The sequence below is a fragment of the Tabrizicola piscis genome, from assembly GCF_003940805.1.
GTDB lineage: Bacteria > Pseudomonadota > Alphaproteobacteria > Rhodobacterales > Rhodobacteraceae > Tabrizicola > Tabrizicola piscis.
Genome location: NZ_CP034328.1, coordinates 3,156,427 through 3,174,289 on the forward strand (window position 1 = coordinate 3,156,427; position 17,863 = coordinate 3,174,289).

Below are 17,863 nucleotides of genomic sequence, written 5' to 3' on the forward strand. Positions count from 1 at the left end.
TTGATGCCGGGGGGGGATGGCTGACTTGGCAAGCCCGGGGGCGAGGCATAGAGTCAAGCCAACGCCATGATTTGCCGGAGGATTGCATGCGCTGGATCATCCGTTTCGGGGTTGGGCTGGCGGTTCTGGTGCTGCTTGGGCTTGGGCTTCTGGCGATGGTTCCGGCCGAGCGGGTGGCTGCCGCCGTGTCGGCCGAGTTCGAAAGCATGACCGGCCGCAAGCTGACCCTGACCGGCGAGGTGACGCCCCGTCTTTGGCCCAGTCTGGGGGTGACGACCGGCCCTGTCAGCATCGCCAATGCCGATTGGGCCGAGACGGAGGCCCCGCTGTTTCAGGCTGAAGGCCTGGTGATCGACATCAACTATGGCGCGCTGTTGGGCGGTTCCGTGCAGATCGAGGGGCTGACGGCGGACCGCCCACAGATCGTGCTGGAGCGTGATCCGGACGGGCGGGAAAGTTGGGACTTTGGTGCGGCATCCGGTGCAGACGGAACAGGCGGGACAGGCGATGCTGCGGTGGTGCCTGCAGCGGCGACGCCTGTCACGCTGGACAAGGCCACGATCACGGGCGGCAGCATCCGCTTCATCGACCGGCAGGCTGACCGGGTGATCGCGCTGGACGCGGTCGATGCCACGCTGGCGATCCCGGATCTGGCGGGGCCGTTTACGCTGGCCTTGACGGGCCTTGCTTCGGGCAAGCCGGTGGCGATGGACCTGACGGGCGGCGTGTTTTCGGCCTTTGCCGCCGGGCGCGTGGTGCCGCTGACAGCCAGCCTTACGACCGGCGGGTCGTCCCTGTCGTTTGACGGGCGGGCCGGAACGGCACCGCTGGTGGCCGAGGGCGCGCTTGTGGCCGATCTGGGCGACCTGCCGGCGCTGGGTGCGCTGATTGGGTCGACGCTTGCTGCCCCGGGGCCGGGGCTTGGCAGGGACCGTCTGACCGCGACGGGCGACCTCACGCTGGACGGCACTGGCGCGGTCTTTCTGCGCGGGGCGACGATCGTGGCTGACGGAAACCAGCTGACTGGTGACCTTGATCTGCGGCCGGGTGAGGCGCGGCCAAAGCTGGTTGGCCAGTTGACCGCCGGGCCGGTCGTCATTGGCACAGGGTCGGCAGAGGATGGCGGCACCCGGACGGGGTCTGCGGCGCCCGACGGTTGGTCAGAGGACGAGATCGACGTTTCGGCCCTGGGTGCGTTGGATGCCGAACTGGTGCTGGTGGCACCATCGGTCAGCGTGGGCGGGATGACGCTGGGCGAGACCCGCGTGCTTGTCACGCTGGACCGGTCGCGGGCGGTGACAGAAATCCGCCAGATGGCGGCCTATGGCGGCCAGATCACCGGCGAGTTCGTGGTGAACGGTCGGGGCGGGCTGTCGGTGGGGGGTAAGCTGGACTTTGCCAGCCTTGATCTGCAGGCGCTGTTGCGGGACGTGTCAGGCTATGACCGGGTCGTTGCGACAGGGGATCTGGACCTTCGGTTCCTTGGGGTCGGCAATTCGGTGGCCGCGATCATGCAAAGTCTTGAAGGCGAAGGCGCGCTGGAGCTTGGCCGGGGCGAAGTGCGCGGTCTGGACATCGCCGCCATGCTGCAGACGCTGGACCCGGCCTATATCGGCGATGACCAGAAAACTGCGTTTGACGGGCTGGCGGGTACTTTCACGATCGCCGAAGGGGTCCTGTCCAACCGCGATCTCAAGCTGGTCGCGCCACAACTGACCGCCGCTGGCGCGGGCGAGGTGGACCTTGGCGACCGGACGCTGGACTATCGGCTGCGGCCGACGGCGCTGGCGGCGGCAGATGGCAGTGGCGGCGTGATGGTGCCCCTGCTGATCACCGGGCCCTGGGCCGAGCCGCGCTTCAGGCTCGACCTCGAAAGCATCGCGCGCGAGAAGATGGAGGCCGAAGCCCGCGCCGCTGCAGCCGAGGTTGAGGCCCGCGCCAAGGCCGAACTGGAACGGCGGCTGAAAGAGGAACTGGGGGTCGAGGTCGCCCCGGACGAAAGCCTTGGCGATGCGGCCGTGCGCGGTGCCGAAGAGGCGCTGGAGGATGAAACCCGCAGGCTGCTGGAAGACATCCTGGGCAATGACTGACCGGACAGACGCGGGACCGGCCTAGCGCAGGGCGCTGAGCAGGTCGGCGTGATCGTCGGTCCAGAACGGGATCTGTGGTGCGCCGAGCGGCACCCAGCGCGGGTCTGTTGCCAACTCTCCCAGCGCTTCGGAGCTGCGCGCCAAGGCCACCACGGCGGACGCGGTATCGCCTTCGGCAAAGGGCGTGTCGCTGGAGCCACGATTCCAGATCCGCGCCTCAAGCCCCAGTTCCTGCGCAAGGCCGGACAGCGGCAGGGACAGGTCGTAAAACCGGTTCGAGATGTGGAACAGCAAGAGGCCGCCGTCGTTCAGGCGGTCCATGTAAAGCTGTGCCGCCTCCAGCGTGGCCAGATGGACCGGGATCGCGTCGGAACTGTAGGCGTCGATCACGAGGATGTCGTATTTCTGGTCGGTCTGGCCCTGCAGCACGATGCGGGCATCGCCAAGGTGAAGCTGAACGTCCTGGCCGCATTGCGCCATGAAGTCGAAAAGGTCGGGATCGCGGGCGATGTCCACGACCTTCTGGTCGATCTCGTAAAAGTGCCAGTCCTGGTCCGGGCGGCTGTAGCAGGTCATGGCACCGATCCCGAGGCCGATGACGCCAATCTCTTTTGCGCTTGCCGCGCGGGGGGTGGCAAGCGCCTGCGCCAGCGGGCCGTTGGGGTGATAGTAGTACAGCGGCGTCGGGCGTTGCCCACGTTCGTTCAGCCACTGGGCGCCATGGATCGTGGTGCCGTTTGAATATCGGCGCAGGCCCTCATCGTCGGCAACGATGTGCAGTCCAAAGAAGCTGCGGTCATAAAGCACGGCGTCTTCCCGTCCGAAAACGCCCCAGATGCCCATGACACTGATCGCGGCCATGACCGGGACCAGCCGCTGACGGTAGAGCAGCAGATAGGCCAGGGCGAGCAGCAGGAGCATCGCGATCACGCGCTGATCGACCGTCAGGTCGCGGACGACGGGCACGAAGTCGAGAAGCGGCAGCAACAGGAACAGCGACAGCACCAGCCCCATGGCCAGTTCCCGCGGCAGGTTGCGGCTGCGTTCGGCCAGCAGCAGGAAGATGCACAGGCCAACAGTCACCGGGTATTCCGTCAGCCGGTCAAAGACGATGGGGGCTACGATCGAGTTGAAGACACCGCCAAGGGCGCCACCGATCGACATGGTCAGGTAGAACACGGTCAGGTGGCGCGCGTCGGGGCGGGCGTCGAACAGGATCCGGTGCGCGGCCAGCGCGATGATGAAGAAGGCCACCAGCATGGCGGCGAAGCCGGTCAGCGTGCCGGCGGGCTTGAAGGTGAAGTAGATCAGGGTGATCAGCGCAAATGGCAAGACCAGCTGCAGCCGCCCGGCGGTCAGGGGTGATTTGACGGAAAAGACCAGCACGAAGGTCAGCAGATAAAGCGCCAGCGGGATGACCCAGACCAGCGGGAAGGACCCAAGGTCGGTGCTGATCTTCGTTGTCACGCACAGCATGAGGGACGACGGCAGGAAGGCCAGGAATGCCCACAGCGCCAGTTGCTGCGGTGTGATGCGATCAGTGGGCGGGAGTGTGGTCGGGCTTGCGGGCAGGTCGGGCATGGCCGACCCGCGCGCGGCAAGGCCCGACAGCAGCAGCATCGGCCCGAGGATGACGAAGCCCACAGACCAGCCGACCGAAATGGCCGAGACGCCGAACAACGGCTCGGCCACCAAGGGAAAGGCCAGAAGGGCCACCAGCGACCCAAGGTTGCTGGCGGCGTAAAGGAAGTAGGGGTCATCGGCGCTTGGCCCGCCGCTGCGCCGATACCATGACTGGATCAGCGGGGCGTTGGCGGACAGGACGGCAAAGGGCAGGCCCACGCCAAGGGCATAAAGCCACAGCGTCTGGGTGACGACCGGTTGGGCCGGGTCATAGGCCCAGCTGTCCGGCACCGCCAGCGGCAGGGCGGTGAGTGCGAGCAATACCAAAGCAATATGCACCACGATCTGCAGGTTGACCGGCAGATGGCGGTTCATCAGATGCGCATATAGATATCCGCCGATCAGAACTGTCTGGAAGAACAGCATCGCCGTGGTCCAGACCGCCGCCGCGCCGCCGATCTGCGGCAGGACCATCCGGGTATAGAGCGGCTGGACGAAAAACAGCAAAAGCGCACTGGTGAAAATCGTTACGGTGAACAGGAGCACCATCAGCCCGCCACGTTGCCGGGAAACGACCATATCCGCCGATTGCGTCATGCCTGCTGCTCCATCGATGCCGTATCGGCAACAATGATGGGAAATGTGGCGAAACTGAGCATAAATGACGCAAAACGCGCGACCATTGCTGATCACGCGTTTTAGTGGCCTTGCGTCAGGTCTTGCGTGGGACTTAGCGGCGGCGGTCGCGCCGGGCGCTCATCGGCTGGAAGGCCACGCCGACATGCGCCTCGCAATAGGGTTTGCCGGGCAGGCTGGGCAGGCCGCAGAACCAGAAGTCATCCGTCGCTGGGTCGCCGATCGGCCATTTGCAGGTGCGTTCGGTCAGTTCCATCAGCGTCAGCCGCTTGGCGCGCTTTTCCACCTCGCGGACTGACGCGAGCGCTTCGGGGCTGATCTCGTTCAAGGATGGCTGCGGCGGCAGGGGCTGGCCTGCGGGGATGATCGCCTTGCGCAAGGGCAGGGGCGTCACGTTCGATGCGGGTGCCGCCGCTGCCGGGGGGGCCGCGGGACGCGGCGGTTCGGCGCGGGGGGCGGCGGGTTCAGGCCGCGGTGGGGCAGGCTCGGGGCGCGATGCTGTCGCCGCAACTGGCGCAGGGGCGGATGCGGAGGTATCTTCTTCCTCATCCTTGCCGCCGACGCGGTTCGACAGGCCCAGCCGATGCACCTTGCCGATCACGGCATTGCGGGTGACCCCGCCCAATTCCTTGGCGATCTGGCTGGCCGACTGACCCTCGCCCCACATACGCTTGAGCGTCTCGACGCGCTCGTCGGTCCAGGACATCTTGCTCTCCGGCTGTCACAATTCCCGTGCATTGTATCCGGGTGGGGCAGGGGGCCGCAAGGGCAGGCGAAATTATCGGTGCAAGGCCGGGATTCCCACGCCACGCATGGCGATGCACGGGGTCTGACATTGCCCCCTTCAGCCCGGCAGGCGCAAGGCGCGCGCCTCGGCCATCCGCACGATCGCAAAGGCCGCCCGCCGCCGTTCCAGCGCCTGACCGGGGAAAAGCGCCCCGATCTCCTGGCGCTGGGCGGTGTCCAGTGCGCCAAGGCCGGTCTCGCCCGGATGGAAGCTTTCCGACAGCGTACCTTCAGCGATAATCACCTCATGCCGGTCGAACAGCAGGTGGATGTAGGTGACGCCACTGTCCGGCAGGATCTGGCGCACAGAGGCACCGTTGATCAAGGCCTGGGCTGGGATCAACACCTCGTCCTCACCGAAATAGACCTGCGCCCGCCAGTCGTTCAGCAAGATCCGGTGCCGGGGTGACACCACAAGAGGAGCCGGATTGCCGAACGCCCCTGCGTCAAGATGAACGGGCCGCAAATCCTCACGCAGCTGCATTTCGGCGGGGGAAACCCAGCGGCTGCCCACCCAGCGCACGGGTTGCGAGCCGTTGTCCAGCGTCGACACCAGATCGCCCGGGGCCAGATCCTCGACCAGACGGGCGCCCTGTGGCGTGTCAATCCGCGTGCCGGGGGTAAAGGCGAACAGCGTCTTGCGGGGCCTGCTGCTGACCGGCTGCGGCAGGCTGTCATCGGCAAGTGACCTGAGCGTCGCAGGGTCGCCCGGCGGTTCGGTGCCCGTCACCAGAAGCCAGACGCCGGACGGCGGCACGTCGGCCCCGATCAGCCCCACCGCCACGCCGTCGAGTTTCAGCACATGAAACCGCAGCATGCGCGGACCGGCCTCGTCAGAGATCGCGGTGATCTGCAGCCCAAGTTCAACCGCCTGCCCGGCACGGCCAAGCGGGCTGTCTGGTGCCACCACGGGATCATCGGGGCCCCCCGGCCCATCCTCGACCAGAACCGCACCGACGTCGACCGAAGCAAGCGCAAAGCGCAGTCCCTTGGGTTCGGGCACTGCAAAAGCCCCCGTCGCCCCATCCGGGCCCAGCGCGAAGAAGCTGATCTGGTACGTCGCCATGCCTGTTCCCCAGGGCCCCGGCATGGCCTAGAAAACCACCCCAACAATTGCGGCGACGTTTCGCACAAAGTTTTCGACAATTCGAGAAGATTTGTCCTGCCATCGTGGTCGCCGGCTTATTTCCACTTTACCGACAGTCAAGGCCGGGCTATTCCCGTCTGATGATCGACCGGACCCGCCTTTTCCCCGCCCTGCGCCGACGCTGCCGCGTCTGACGCCCTGCGTCCTGTCCGTCGTGCCCTTGCAAGGGCGCCCCTTCCCCTCGTTGACTAAACTGCAGCCCTCAGGCACCCATTGACCTGACCATTCAAGGACCATTCCCATGATCCCGACCGTTCTGCCGACCTACAACCGCGCGCCGCTGGCTTTTGTCCGGGGCGAAGGCAGCTGGCTGGTGGCCGACGACGGGCGCCGATATCTTGACCTTGGTGCCGGGATTGCCGTGAACGCGCTGGGCCATGCCCACCCGGCGCTGGTGCAGGCGCTGACCGATCAGGCGGCGAAGGTCTGGCATGTGTCCAACGTCTACACGATCCCCGAACAGCAGCGGCTGGCCGACCTTCTGGTGGCCGAAACCTTCGCCGACACGGTGTTTTTCACCAACTCTGGCACCGAAACGGCCGAGCTTGCGATCAAGATGGCGCGCAAGTTCCACTACGACAACGGCCAGCCCGACCGGGTTGAGATCATCGCTTTCGAAGGCGCGTTCCACGGGCGGTCCACCGGCGCCATCGCGGCGGCGGGGTCGGAAAAGATGGTCAAGGGCTTCGGGCCGCTGATGCCGGGCTTCACCCATCTGAAATGGGCCGACCATGATGCGATCCGCGCGGCCATCACCGACCGGACCTGCGCCGTGATGATCGAACCGATCCAGGGCGAAGGCGGCATCCGCACGGTCCCCGACCAGTGTCTGAAGGGACTGCGCGACCTGTGCGATGCGACGGGCACGCTCTTGATCTTCGACGAGGTGCAATGCGGCATGGGTCGCACCGGCCGCCTGTTCGCGCATGAATGGTCGGGCATCACCCCCGACATCATGATGGTCGCCAAGGGCATCGGCGGTGGCTTCCCGCTGGGGGCCGTCCTTGCCACCGAACGCGCAGCCATGGGGATGACGGCGGGCACCCACGGGTCAACCTATGGCGGCAACCCGCTGGGCTGCGCTGTCGGGGCGAAGGTGACCGAAATCATTTCGGATCCCGCCTTCCTGGCCGAGGTGGCCCGCAAGGGCGCGCTGTTCCGGCAGGGACTGGAAAGCCTGGTTGCCCGCCACCCCAAGGTATTCGAGGGCGTCCGGGGCGAAGGGCTGATGCTGGGCCTGAAGTGCAAGCCCGCACCGGCGGATCTGGTCAAGGCTGGCCATGGCGCCGGTGTGCTTACCGTTGCGGCTGCCGACAATGTGCTGCGCCTGCTTCCAGCGCTGAATATCCCCGACGCTGACATCGCCGAAGCGCTGTCCCGGCTTGACCAGGCCGCAAGCGCCGTTGGCGAGCTCGCAGCCTGACCATGCATTTGCTCTTTACCCAAATACTCCACGGGGGTCCGGGGGTGTGAAACCCCCGGTGCCACCGATGCAAAAAAGCGGAACGAAATGAAACACTTCCTGGATATCCACAAGACCGATCCCGCTGCGCTGCGGGCCATGATCGACACCGCGCAGGCGATGAAGGCCGCCCGCAATGGGCGGCCAAAGGGATCGCCCGATGACGAGACCCCGCTGAAAGGTCGCATGGTCGCGCTGATCTTCGAAAAGCCCTCGACCCGCACCCGCGTTTCCTTTGACGTGGGTGTGCGCCAGTTGGGCGGGGAAACCATGGTCCTTTCCGGCAAGGAAATGCAGCTTGGCCACGGCGAGACGATTGCCGACACCGCGCGGGTCCTGTCGCGCTATGTCGATCTGATCATGATCCGCACGTTCGAGGAGGCGACCCTGCTGGAGATGGCAGAGCATGCCACCGTCCCCGTCATCAACGGGCTGACCAATCGCACGCATCCCTGCCAGATCATGGCCGATGTCATGACCTATGAGGAACACCGTGGCCCGATCGCCGGCAAGAAGGTGGTCTGGTGCGGCGACGGCAACAACGTTTGCGGCAGCTTTCTGCATGCGGCCGGGCAGTTCGGCTTTGACTTCACCTTTACCGGGCCCGAAACCCTTGACCCGGAAGACAAGTTCGTGGCCTTCGCGCGGGAAAAGGGCAGCAAGATCACCATCCAGCGCGACCCCTTCACAGCGGTGGAGGGCGCTGATCTTGTCGTCACCGACACCTGGGTCTCGATGCACGACCCGGAATCGGCCAAGGAACGCCGCCACAACCAGCTTCGCCCCTATCAGGTGAACGAACAGCTGATGACCCGCGCCAAGCCAGACGCGCTTTTCATGCATTGCCTTCCCGCGCATCGCAATGACGAGGCGACCAGTGCCGTCATGGATGGCCCGCATTCGGTGATCTTCGACGAGGCCGAGAACCGCCTGCATGCGCAAAAGGCCGTCATGCGCTGGTGCCTTGGCGTCTAGAACTGCGGCACGCGCTTGCCCTCACGGGCAAGCGCGGCCACGGTGGCGATCCGCTTTGCCCGGGTCGGTGCGGTCTTGGCCCCGGCGATCCAGCGCAGCACGTTGCGGCGGTGGCTTGGGGCGAAGCCGGCAAAGGTCGCCGCTGCCACCCCAAGCGCGGTCGCCAGATCCTCGGGGATGACCAGGGCATCGACCTCTGGGTCAGCGTCCCAGGTTCCCGCCGCCTTGGCCGCGGCAATGGCCGCGAGCCCGGGGTCTGCCATGCGCCCTTCGGCAATCAGCCGCTCTGCCCGTGCCCGGTAGGTCGCTGTCCAGCGCTGATGGCGGCGGGGCGAGATCAGTTGCATCGTCCGCCCCTCGCCCGGCCCCTCTGCGCCGCCCCCCTCTTCGCCACCATAGCCTTGCGCGCGACGGATGCCGTCGATCCAGCCCCAGGCGATCAGCGCGTCCAGCACGTCATCGCGCGACAGATAGGGCGCGCCCGGCCGTTTCAGCCAGGTGACCAGCCAGACCGACTCCGCTTGCGCATGATGCGCCTGCAGCCAGTGCCACAAGGTGGCGGCGTCAGCGGCCTCGATCATCTGGAAGCGGTCGGTCTGGATCATGGGCGAAAGCGTAGCGCGCGCCGGTGGTTCCGCCAGAGTTGGCCCTTCGCTTTTGGCCCCCTCGACCTGCGCGGTTCTGCCAGCTAGGGTCGCGGCGAACTTTCCCCAAAGGACGCATCCCATGCACCGTCGATCCGTCGCTGTCTTTGACCGTTTCCTTGCCGCCCTTGCGCAGATCCTGCACAAGGCCGAGGCACATTGCACAGCGAAGGGCATCAAGCCCGAGGTGATCCTGTCAGCACGGCTGTTCCCGGACATGTTCCCGCTGGTCAGGCAGGTCCAGTTGACCTGCGATTTTGCCGCACGGGGCGCGGCGCGGCTGGCGGGGCACGACCCCAAGGCCTTTGCCGACACCGAGACAACCTTCGCCGAACTGCAGGACCGCATCGCCGCCGCGCGCGGCTATATTGCGGGATTTCAGGCGGAAGACTTCACGCATGCACCAGACCGCAAGATCACCTTCAAGGCGGGTGGCCAGGACATGACCCTGTCGGGCGAAGACTTCTTGTCATTTTACGCGCTGCCGCAGTTCTTCTTCCACCTGACCACGGCCTACGATGTGCTGCGTCACAACGGGGTCGAGCTTGGCAAGCTGGATTACATGGGCGCGAGGTAGCGGCAGCCGCTACCTTCCGCTTAGGCCGGCTGTGCCTCGGGCAGGCGGCGGGCGCCATCGGCATCCGCAGCCTGCGTCGCCAGCAGTGCCACGACGACCAGCAAGAGCGACAGCCCGGCATAGGTGGGCCGAAAGCCCATATGCTCGGCGATGAACCCGATCGAGGATGGCGCTACAAGGATCCCGCAGTAGCCGACCATGGTTACGATGGAAATCGCACTGGCCGATGGCAGGCGCGGATGGTTTCCGGCGGCGGAAAACAGGATCGGCACCATGTTCGCGATGCCAAGGCCCGCCAGCGCAAAGCTGGTGATCGCCACCCAGTCATAGGGGGCCAGCGCGCCCCCCATCATCCCGGCCGCGCCCAGAAGGCCAGAAATGCGCAGCGTCTGGATCGCGCCAAACCGGTTGCGCACGCTGTCACCCGCAAAGCGCATGATCGCCATCGCGCCAGCAAAGAACGCAAACCCAAGGCCGGACACGAACACATCCGACCCAAGTTCCTTTTGCAGATAGATCGCCGCCCAATCCAGCACCGCGCCTTCCGGCACCATGGCGAACAGCGCCAGAAAGCCCAGAAGCCAGACATGGAAATCGCGCGGGAAAAGCTTCGGCGCCTTGCCGCCCGACTGCATCGCAGCATCAGCCCCCGTCGGGCTGGCAGGCTCGGCCGGCAACAGGAAGGGCATCGCCGAGACCACCAGCATGGCCACCACGGCTGCCGTCAGCAGCGACTGCACCTCAGACCCCCAAGAGGCGATGACAAAACTGCCCGCCGAGCCGCCGAAAAAGCCCCCCAGGCTCCAGAACCCGTGGGACGAGGACATGATCGCCCGGCCAAGCTTGCGCTCGATCTCGACGGCTTGCGCGTTCATCGCCACGTCCATGCAGCCGGCCATCGCGCCGAAGACCGCCATGAACAGCGCGAGGACCCAAAGGTTGGGCGAAAAGACCACCATCGGCAGCACCGGGATCAACGCGAGCGAGAACACCGAAAGCACCGCCCGCCCGCCAAAGCGCGCGATCAGTTTGCCGGCAAACAGCATGGCCGACACCGCCCCGATCCCGAGGACCAGAATCAACAGGCCCAGAACGGATTCCGTCACCTGATGGCGTGGCATCAAGAGCGGGATCTGCGGCGCCCAGGCCCCCATGACGAACCCGTTCGCCATGAACATGGCCGCCACCGCCCACCGCGCCCGCTGCGCTGCCTGCATGTCAACCTGCATGTTCTGCCCCTAGACTGTTAGCGCTTGTCATAGGCCGGCCTGCGGACGGGCGAAAGGGGCGGCTGGTCAACTCCTGTTGCAGAATTGAAAGATGCCGCCGGGCGGGGGGCCAAAATCCTTCGAAGGATTTTGCAAAAGTTTTCGAAAACTTTTGCGCCTCTCACGTCCCGCGCGGTTTGGCTCTGAGCGTCGGTTCCGCCACGGTCGGGTCCTCGGGCCAGGGGTGGCGCGGATAGGCGCCGCGCATGTCCTTCCTTACATCGGCGTAGGAGGTCGCCCAGAACCGGGGCAGGTCCGTCGTCACCTGCACTGGCGCCTGCGCGGGCGACAGCAGCGTGACCCTGACCGGCATCCGCGCCGCGCCGACGACCGGATGCACCGTCACCCCGAACATTTCCTGCAAGCGCACCGAAATGGCCGGGGCGTCGCCGTCATAGTCGATGTGGATCTTGCGCCCGAGGGGGGTTTCGAAACTGCCGGGGGCCAGCCGGTCCATTTCGGTCAGCCGGTCCCAGCCCAGAAGGCCCTGCAAGGCGGGGGTCAGGTCGAGGGCGCGGAGGTCGGCTTCGGTCTTGACCCCAGTCAGATGCGGCAGCAGCCAGTCTTCGGCGGTGGCCAGCAGATCGGCGTCCTCGACCCCCGGCCAGCCCTCGGCCCGCGCAAGCCGGGCCCGCGCCCGCAGGCGGCGGGCGGCGGCGGTCCAGGGCAGGCCCAGCTGGCGGATGCCGTCCAGTGCCGCGCGGGCCACCCGTTCGGGCGGCGCGGTCCAGGCGCGGTCGTCCAACACCAGCGCGCCCAGCCGTTCCTGCCGCCGGGCAAGCACCTTTCCCTCGCGGCGCGACCAGTCGCAGACGTCTTCCCATTGGATGCGGTCGGCATAAAGGCCCCGCACTTCGGCCTCGGAGATGGCCACCGCTTGCCGGATCGTCGCCTCACGCGTGTCGCCATCCAGATCGGTTGCCACGATCAGCCGCGCGCCGGATAGGGGGAGGCCCGCCGCCATCGCCGCGCCCTTGCCCCCCGACAGCACCCAGCGCGGCGCTTCGCCCTTGCGGCGCAGGCCGATCCGGTCGGGGTACGCCAGCGCCGCCATTTCGGCCAGCGAGAGGCCTGTCGGGGTGCCCCCCCTCCCCATCCCTCCCCCACGAGGGGGGAGGGGGGCGACGTCACCGGCAGCCTCGGCGCTGGTCATCCTGCGCCCCCCCTTCCCCTCATGGGGAGGGGATGGGGGAGGGGGCGCTCGCTCGGCGCGCATGGAAGCCGCCAGCCGCCGCGCCTCCTCCTTGATCCGCTCGATGGTTGGGCGATGCGCCTCCGGTCCGGGGCGCTTGATTGCCTGCATCCGCAAGCCAAGGTCGGGGGGCGCGCCGCGCAGCGGGTCACGTTCGGCCAGAAGGGCGGCCAATGTCGCGGCTTCGGGGCCTGCGACGGACAGCATATGCCCCAGCCGGGGGTGCAAGGGCAGGGCCGCCAACCTGCGTCCATGCGCGGTGATGTGGCCCTTCGCGTCCAGCGCGCCCAAGCCTTGCAGCAGCGCCCGCGCCTCGGCCATCGGTCCGGCGGGCGGGGGCGTCAGGAACGGCAGGTCGGCACCGCCCCACAGAGCCAGTTCCAGCGCCAGCCCGGCAAGGTCCGCCACCTCGATCTCGGCCGGGGGGAAGGGTGCAAGCCCGCCTTCTTCGCCCTTGGTCCAAAGCCGGTAGCAGACGCCCGCCGAAACCCGCCCGGCACGGCCCCGGCGCTGATCCGCCTCGGCCTTCGTCACCCGTTCGGTCACCAGCCGCGACATGCCCGAGTTCGGGTCAAACCGCGCCCGCCGCGCGCGGCCCGCGTCGATCACCACCCTGATATCGGGCAAGGTCAGCGAGGTTTCCGCGATCGAGGTCGCCAGCACTACCTTGCGCCCTGCCACTGGTGTCAAGGCCGCGCGCTGGGCGGCAAAGTCCATCGCGCCAAAGAGCGGGCGGATCGCGCAGCCCTGAAGGCCGGACAGCATCCCCTCCACCAGACGGATTTCACCCTCACCCGGCAGGAACACGAGGATACCGCCCTCGGTCTCCTCTACCGCCTGCCGCACGGCACCCGCCACGACCGCCTCCAGCCGCAGGCTGGTATCGGCGGGCCGGGGCAGCCAGCGCGTCTCGACCGGAAAGGCCCGCCCGTCCGAGGTGACGACCGGCGCGTCCCCCATCAGCACGGCCACCGGTGCCGCATCAAGCGTGGCGGACATGACCAGAAGCTGCAGGTCCGGGCGCAGCGCGCCCCGCACCTCAAGACAAAGCGCGAGGCCAAGATCGGCGTTCAGGGACCGTTCGTGAAATTCGTCAAAGATCACCAGCCCGACGCCGGCCAGTTCTGGGTCGTTCTGGATCATCCGGGTCAGGATGCCTTCGGTCACGACCTCGATCCGGGTTGTGGCCGACACCTTCGCCTCGCCCCGGATGCGATAGCCCACAGTCTTGCCGACAGGTTCGCCCAAAGTCTCGGCCATCCGTTCGGCGGCGGCACGGGCGGCAAGGCGGCGGGGCTCCAGCATCAGGATGCGCCCCGGTGTGATGCCATGCGCCAAGAGGTCCAGCGGCACGACCGTGGTCTTGCCCGCGCCGGGTGGGGCCTGCAAGACGGCCATGCCCCGCGCGCCCAAGGCATCCCGCAAGGCGGGCAGGGCGGCGTCGATGGGCAGGGGGTCACGCATGGCGCCTTATCGCAACTTGGCCGGGTCCAGCGCAAGCCGCCCCTCGACCCCCAGACCCATCGCGCGCATACTGCGCCCCCACCCCTGACGAAAGGCCCCGTCATGACCCAGATCGCGCGCACTATCCAGCTTGTCGCCCGCCCGGTCGGGGCACCCAAGCCTTCCGACTTCCGGATTGCCAGCCTGCCCCTGCCGGACCCCGCCGCGGGCGAGGTTCTGCTGCAAATGCTGTGGCTGTCGCTTGACCCCTACATGCGCGGCCGCATGTCCGAGGCGCGGTCCTACGCCGCCCCAACCGCCCTTGGCGACGCCCCGCCCAGCGAAGCCGTGGCGCGGGTCCTGCAGTCGAACGATCCGGGACTGACGGCCGGCGATGTGGTGCTGGTCCATGATGTCTGGCGGGATCACGCAGTGCGCAAGGCCAGCGATTGCCAAAGGCTGGACCCCGCTATTGGCCCGGTGCAGGCCGCGCTTGGGGTGCTTGGGATGCCGGGGCTGACTGCCTATGCGGGCCTCAAGCACATCGGCAAACCGCAACCCGGCGAAACGCTGGTCGTCGGTGCCGCTACCGGCGCAGTCGGGGCGCTGGTTGGCCAGATCGCCAAGCTGGCCGGCGCGCGGGTGGTCGGCGTGGCAGGCGGGCCAGAGAAATGCCGCCATGCGACCGAGGAGCTTGGCTTTGACGCCTGCCTTGATCGCCACGTCCCCGACCTTGGCGCCCGCCTGGCCGCCGCCTGTCCGGACGGGATCGACGTGTATTTCGAGCTGACCGGCGGCGATATCCTGCATGCCGCCTTGCCACTGCTGAACCCTTTCGCGCGGGTGCCTGTCTGCGGCACGATTGCCAGCTACAACGCCACCACACCACCCCCAGGCCCCGACCAGTTGCCCGCGCTGATGCGCCTGATCCTGACCCGCAGCCTGACCGTCCGCGGCTTCATCGTCAGCGAATTCGCTGCCGACCGACCGGAATTCCTTGCCACCATGTCAAACTGGCTTTCCACCGGCAAGGTCCGCAGCCGTGAGGACGTGGCCCACGGCCTTGACGACATGGTTTCCGCCTTCATCGGCATGCTGGAGGGGCGGAACTTCGGCAAGACGCTGGTCAAGCTGGCAGACTGAGACGCAGGCCCCTTTCCACCGCCCGCAAGACTTGCCACAAAGGCGGTATGGCCCAACCTATCGACCTTGCCGCCACTGCCAAAGGCATCCTTTCCGGGGATCGCCGCGCGCTGGCGCGTGCCATTACGCTGGTCGAAAGCGCGCGGGCCGATCACCGGGCGCAAGCGCTGACGCTGCTTGGAACCCTGGCCGCTTCCGGCCGTCAGGCGCTGCGCATCGGGCTTTCCGGTACCCCCGGGGTCGGCAAATCCACGTTTATCGAGGCGTTCGGCCTGATGCTGACCGCGCAGGGCTTGAAGGTTGCGGTGCTTGCGGTTGACCCGTCCTCGGCCAGGTCAGGCGGGTCGATCCTTGGTGACAAGACCCGGATGGAGCGTCTGTCGCGCGACCCGAACGCTTTCATCCGCCCCTCGCCCAGCCAGACCCAGCTTGGCGGCGTCGCCCGCCGCAGCCGCGAAGCCGTAGCCCTGTGCGAGGCGGCTGGCTTTGACGTGGTGCTGATCGAAACGGTTGGTGTCGGGCAATCGGAAACCGTGGTCGCCCAGATTTCCGACCTCTTCCTCCTCCTCCTTGCCCCGGCTGGCGGGGATGAACTGCAAGGCGTCAAGCGCGGGATCATGGAGATGGCCGATCTGATCTTTGTCAACAAGGCCGACGGCGACCTGAAACCCGCCGCCATGCGCACTGTGGCCGACTATTCCGGCGCGCTGCAGCTTTTGCGCCGCCGCCCGCAAGACCCGGCCGGATTCCCGAAGGCGCTGCCAGTCTCGGCCCTTGCGGAAGAGGGGTTGGAACAAGCCTGGGCCGAGATGCAGACGCTGGCCGAGTGGCGCAAGACGCACAGCCACTGGACCCGGACCCGCGCCACCCAGTCCCGCCACTGGTTCGAGGAAGAGGTTCGCCAGGGGCTGCTGGCCGCCCTGCGCCACGAGCCACAGCGCGGCTTGATGGCAGGCTATGCTGACCGCGTCGCCACGGGCGAGATTACCCCTGAGGCGGCGGCGGCCGAGATGTTGCGCGCCATGGGGCGCGGCTAGTCCGGCAGATTGCGCACCCTTGGCGCTTGACGCTGGCCCGCTTTCCCCGTATCTGCCCGCAATCGCTTTCGAGGGCTGGGGATTCCCCGCCTTCCCCCGTTTTTGACGAATCGAAGGAACACCGCAATGTCGCGCGTCTGCGAACTCTCCGGCAAGGGCCCGATGTCGGGCAATACGGTCAGCCATGCCAACAACAAATCCCGCCGCCGGTTCCTTCCGAACCTGAACGACGTCACCTTGATCTCGGACGTGCTGGGCCAGTCGTTCAAGCTGCGCGTTTCGGCTGCTGCGCTGCGCTCGGTCGACCACCGTGGCGGTCTTGACGCTTACCTTGCCAAGGCAAAGGATGAAGAGCTGTCGACGGCAGCTCAGAAGATCAAGAAAGACATCGCAAAGGCACAGGCCTCCGCCTGACCTTTTGCAGACCAGATTTGAAAGGCCCGGCTTTCGCGTGAAAGCCGGGCCTTTCGCATTTCGCTGGGGGCATTGATTGAAAGTTCGGGACCGCTGGTTCGGGGGAACCGGAATTTTCGAGAATTCCGGATCGGCGCCTTCAAAGGCTCCGGCGCGATTTCTTTGAAGAAATCGCCTGCCTGACGCGGGTCGGGTAAGTCTTAGCCGGCGCAGTAGGCTTCGGCCGTTGCGCCAAAGCTCTTGTACCGTTCCCAGAAGGCATCGTCGCTGGCCGATTGCGACACCCAGGTCGCATGCGCGTTTTCCGGGTCGCGGAAGAACTTGGCCGCCCGGCGCTGATCCGATCCGGACAGGGTGGCATCTGCAGCTTGCTGGATGCAGGTGCAAAGTGTCCGCTTGCCCGCCCCCCGGTCCGAAGCCATGCAGGCCTTCGAAATCGGTCCGGCAACGGCCAGCCCAACGGGAAGACAAACAGCGAGAATTGCCGCGAGCGTCAAGGATTTCATCATCATCTGCCTCATTGCCGGTCCGGGGGGCAATAGCGACCACCCAACCCTTCCGGTCATTTTTCTGCCACGGATGATGCCGATTCGGCAGCATTTTTTCAAGCCACTACGGGCAGTTGCCATGGATCAGCGATGTTCCGCTAGAACTGGCGGGCCAGCCCGTGCCGCGCCACCAGATACGGTGGTGCAGCCAGTGATGCGGGTTTGCCTTGGCGTCGGTCCGGCCTAGACTGAACGAAAACGTGAGGATGCCATGTCAGCCCCAAGCCCGCGCAGCCGTGTCCGCCGCCTGCACGAAAAGGCCGCCTACGACCGCGCGGTGATCGACGCGATTCTGGATGCCTGCCCGGTGGCCCATGTGGGTCATGTCGTTGATGGCTTTCCAGTTGTCATTCCGACCTTGCAGTGGCGGGAGGGCGACCGGATCTACTGGCACGGCTCATCAGCCAGCCGGATGCAGAAGAACGCGGCGGCCGCTCAGGTCTGCGTGACGGTCACGCTGACCGATGGCATGGTTCTGGCCCGGTCAGGTCTGGAGCATTCGGTGAACTATCGGTCGGTCATGGTCTTTGGCCAGGCCGAGGTGGTGGACGGCGTCGCAGCCAAGACCGCCCATCTGCGCGCCATGATGGAACAGATGTTCCCCGGGCGCTGGGATCAGCTGCGCCCGATGACGGCGCAAGAGTTGAAGGCCACCCGCATCCTGTCGCTGCCCCTGACGGAAGCCTCGGCCAAAATCTCGGCTGGCCCGCCCCAGGATCCGCCCGAAGACCGCAGTCATCCGATATGGGCGGGCGTGCTGCCGATCCGCCTGACGGTGGGCAAGCCGGAACCGGCCCCCGACCTTGCGCCCGGCATCGCGGTTCCGCCCCATGCCAGCCGCTTTCGCATCGGCTAACGGCAGGTTCTTTCACGGTTCG

At 66.6% G+C, this 17,863-nt stretch carries 15 protein-coding genes; 8 read left to right on the top strand and 7 right to left on the bottom strand.

Annotated features, from left to right (window positions below; all coding sequences use genetic code 11):
* Positions 1–86: 86 nt before the first annotated feature.
* Positions 87–2,090, top strand: coding sequence for an AsmA family protein (locus tag EI545_RS15335; protein WP_125326277.1), 2,004 nt, complete (start codon positions 87–89; stop codon positions 2,088–2,090).
* 21 nt (positions 2,091–2,111) lie between these two features.
* Here EI545_RS15335 and EI545_RS15340 read toward each other — a convergent pair whose 3' ends face one another.
* The 3 genes from EI545_RS15340 to EI545_RS15350 all read right to left on the bottom strand — a co-directional run bounded on the left by EI545_RS15340 (position 2,112) and on the right by EI545_RS15350 (position 6,201).
* Complete coding sequence (locus EI545_RS15340) at positions 2,112–4,310, bottom strand: fused MFS/spermidine synthase (RefSeq protein ID WP_245990087.1); 2,199 nt, start codon at positions 4,308–4,310, stop codon at positions 2,112–2,114.
* Between the two features lie 133 nt (positions 4,311–4,443).
* A complete protein-coding gene (locus EI545_RS15345) occupies positions 4,444–5,055 on the bottom strand; it encodes a GcrA family cell cycle regulator (RefSeq protein ID WP_125326278.1) in 612 nt (203 codons plus the stop codon).
* Between the two features lie 138 nt (positions 5,056–5,193).
* Positions 5,194–6,201, bottom strand: coding sequence for a Hint domain-containing protein (locus EI545_RS15350; protein WP_125326279.1), 1,008 nt, complete (start codon positions 6,199–6,201; stop codon positions 5,194–5,196).
* 322 nt (positions 6,202–6,523) lie between these two features.
* Between EI545_RS15350 and EI545_RS15355 the strand changes: the two genes are divergently transcribed.
* Both EI545_RS15355 and argF read left to right on the top strand, forming a co-directional pair.
* Positions 6,524–7,705 carry an aspartate aminotransferase family protein gene (locus EI545_RS15355; protein ID WP_125326280.1) on the top strand — a complete coding sequence of 394 codons (1,182 nt, stop codon included), beginning with the start codon at positions 6,524–6,526 and terminating at the stop codon, positions 7,703–7,705.
* An 87-nt stretch (positions 7,706–7,792) separates the two neighbouring features.
* On the top strand, positions 7,793–8,719 hold the full coding sequence (gene argF, locus EI545_RS15360; RefSeq protein ID WP_125326281.1) for an ornithine carbamoyltransferase: 927 nt from the start codon (positions 7,793–7,795) through the stop codon (positions 8,717–8,719).
* On the opposite strand, the gene EI545_RS15365 is transcribed toward argF, so the two are convergent.
* Positions 8,716–9,324: a YdeI/OmpD-associated family protein gene (locus tag EI545_RS15365; protein WP_125326282.1), complete on the bottom strand. Its 609-nt coding sequence runs from the start codon at positions 9,322–9,324 to the stop codon at positions 8,716–8,718. The genes argF and EI545_RS15365 overlap by 4 nt on opposite strands.
* Positions 9,325–9,445: 121 nt before the next feature.
* On the opposite strand from EI545_RS15365, the gene EI545_RS15370 reads away from it, so the two are divergent.
* Entirely contained in the window at positions 9,446–9,940 is a 495-nt protein-coding gene (locus EI545_RS15370; protein WP_125326283.1) for a DUF1993 domain-containing protein, read from the top strand.
* A 20-nt stretch (positions 9,941–9,960) separates the two neighbouring features.
* Here the strand turns inward: EI545_RS15370 and EI545_RS15375 are convergent, their stop codons facing one another.
* Both EI545_RS15375 and hrpB read right to left on the bottom strand, forming a co-directional pair.
* Entirely contained in the window at positions 9,961–11,169 is a 1,209-nt protein-coding gene (locus EI545_RS15375; protein ID WP_216842456.1) for an MFS transporter, read from the bottom strand.
* A gap of 160 nt (positions 11,170–11,329) precedes the next feature.
* Positions 11,330–13,864 carry an ATP-dependent helicase HrpB gene (hrpB, locus tag EI545_RS15380; RefSeq protein ID WP_125326284.1) on the bottom strand — a complete coding sequence of 845 codons (2,535 nt, stop codon included), beginning with the start codon at positions 13,862–13,864 and terminating at the stop codon, positions 11,330–11,332.
* A gap of 102 nt (positions 13,865–13,966) precedes the next feature.
* Between hrpB and EI545_RS15385 the strand changes: the two genes are divergently transcribed.
* The 3 genes from EI545_RS15385 to rpmB all read left to right on the top strand — a co-directional run bounded on the left by EI545_RS15385 (position 13,967) and on the right by rpmB (position 16,437).
* Positions 13,967–14,986 (top strand): NADP-dependent oxidoreductase, encoded by a 1,020-nt coding sequence (locus EI545_RS15385; protein WP_125326285.1) that lies wholly within the window; start codon positions 13,967–13,969, stop codon positions 14,984–14,986.
* A 47-nt stretch (positions 14,987–15,033) separates the two neighbouring features.
* Positions 15,034–16,023, top strand: coding sequence for a methylmalonyl Co-A mutase-associated GTPase MeaB (gene meaB / locus EI545_RS15390; protein ID WP_125326286.1), 990 nt, complete (start codon positions 15,034–15,036; stop codon positions 16,021–16,023).
* A 126-nt stretch (positions 16,024–16,149) separates the two neighbouring features.
* Positions 16,150–16,437: a 50S ribosomal protein L28 gene (rpmB, locus tag EI545_RS15395; RefSeq protein ID WP_125326287.1), complete on the top strand. Its 288-nt coding sequence runs from the start codon at positions 16,150–16,152 to the stop codon at positions 16,435–16,437.
* A gap of 200 nt (positions 16,438–16,637) precedes the next feature.
* On the opposite strand, the gene EI545_RS15400 is transcribed toward rpmB, so the two are convergent.
* Positions 16,638–16,859, bottom strand: coding sequence for a hypothetical protein (locus tag EI545_RS15400; protein WP_342776547.1), 222 nt, complete (start codon positions 16,857–16,859; stop codon positions 16,638–16,640).
* 337 nt (positions 16,860–17,196) lie between these two features.
* Here EI545_RS15400 and EI545_RS15405 point away from each other — a divergent pair, with 337 nt between their 5' ends.
* Positions 17,197–17,841, top strand: coding sequence for a pyridoxamine 5'-phosphate oxidase family protein (locus EI545_RS15405; protein WP_125326289.1), 645 nt, complete (start codon positions 17,197–17,199; stop codon positions 17,839–17,841).
* Positions 17,842–17,863 lie beyond the last annotated feature (22 nt).

Excerpts from the sequence above, each read along its gene's own strand:
- EI545_RS15385 (WP_125326285.1), top strand. The coding sequence starts at position 13,967 with ATGACCCAGATCGCGCGCACTATCCAGCTTGTCGCCCGCCCGGTCGGG.
- EI545_RS15365 (WP_125326282.1), bottom strand. The coding sequence starts at position 9,324 with ATGATCCAGACCGACCGCTTCCAGATGATCGAGGCCGCTGACGCCGCC.
- argF (WP_125326281.1), top strand. The coding sequence starts at position 7,793 with ATGAAACACTTCCTGGATATCCACAAGACCGATCCCGCTGCGCTGCGG.
- meaB (WP_125326286.1), top strand. The coding sequence starts at position 15,034 with ATGGCCCAACCTATCGACCTTGCCGCCACTGCCAAAGGCATCCTTTCC.
- EI545_RS15375 (WP_216842456.1), bottom strand. The coding sequence starts at position 11,169 with ATGCAGGTTGACATGCAGGCAGCGCAGCGGGCGCGGTGGGCGGTGGCG.
- EI545_RS15340 (WP_245990087.1), bottom strand. The coding sequence starts at position 4,310 with ATGACGCAATCGGCGGATATGGTCGTTTCCCGGCAACGTGGCGGGCTG.
- EI545_RS15350 (WP_125326279.1), bottom strand. The coding sequence starts at position 6,201 with ATGGCGACGTACCAGATCAGCTTCTTCGCGCTGGGCCCGGATGGGGCG.
- EI545_RS15400 (WP_342776547.1), bottom strand. The coding sequence starts at position 16,859 with ATGGCTTCGGACCGGGGGGCGGGCAAGCGGACACTTTGCACCTGCATC.
- EI545_RS15335 (WP_125326277.1), top strand. The coding sequence starts at position 87 with ATGCGCTGGATCATCCGTTTCGGGGTTGGGCTGGCGGTTCTGGTGCTG.
- EI545_RS15370 (WP_125326283.1), top strand. The coding sequence starts at position 9,446 with ATGCACCGTCGATCCGTCGCTGTCTTTGACCGTTTCCTTGCCGCCCTT.
- EI545_RS15345 (WP_125326278.1), bottom strand. The coding sequence starts at position 5,055 with ATGTCCTGGACCGACGAGCGCGTCGAGACGCTCAAGCGTATGTGGGGC.
- EI545_RS15405 (WP_125326289.1), top strand. The coding sequence starts at position 17,197 with ATGTCAGCCCCAAGCCCGCGCAGCCGTGTCCGCCGCCTGCACGAAAAG.
- hrpB (WP_125326284.1), bottom strand. The coding sequence starts at position 13,864 with ATGCGTGACCCCCTGCCCATCGACGCCGCCCTGCCCGCCTTGCGGGAT.
- EI545_RS15355 (WP_125326280.1), top strand. The coding sequence starts at position 6,524 with ATGATCCCGACCGTTCTGCCGACCTACAACCGCGCGCCGCTGGCTTTT.
- rpmB (WP_125326287.1), top strand. The coding sequence starts at position 16,150 with ATGTCGCGCGTCTGCGAACTCTCCGGCAAGGGCCCGATGTCGGGCAAT.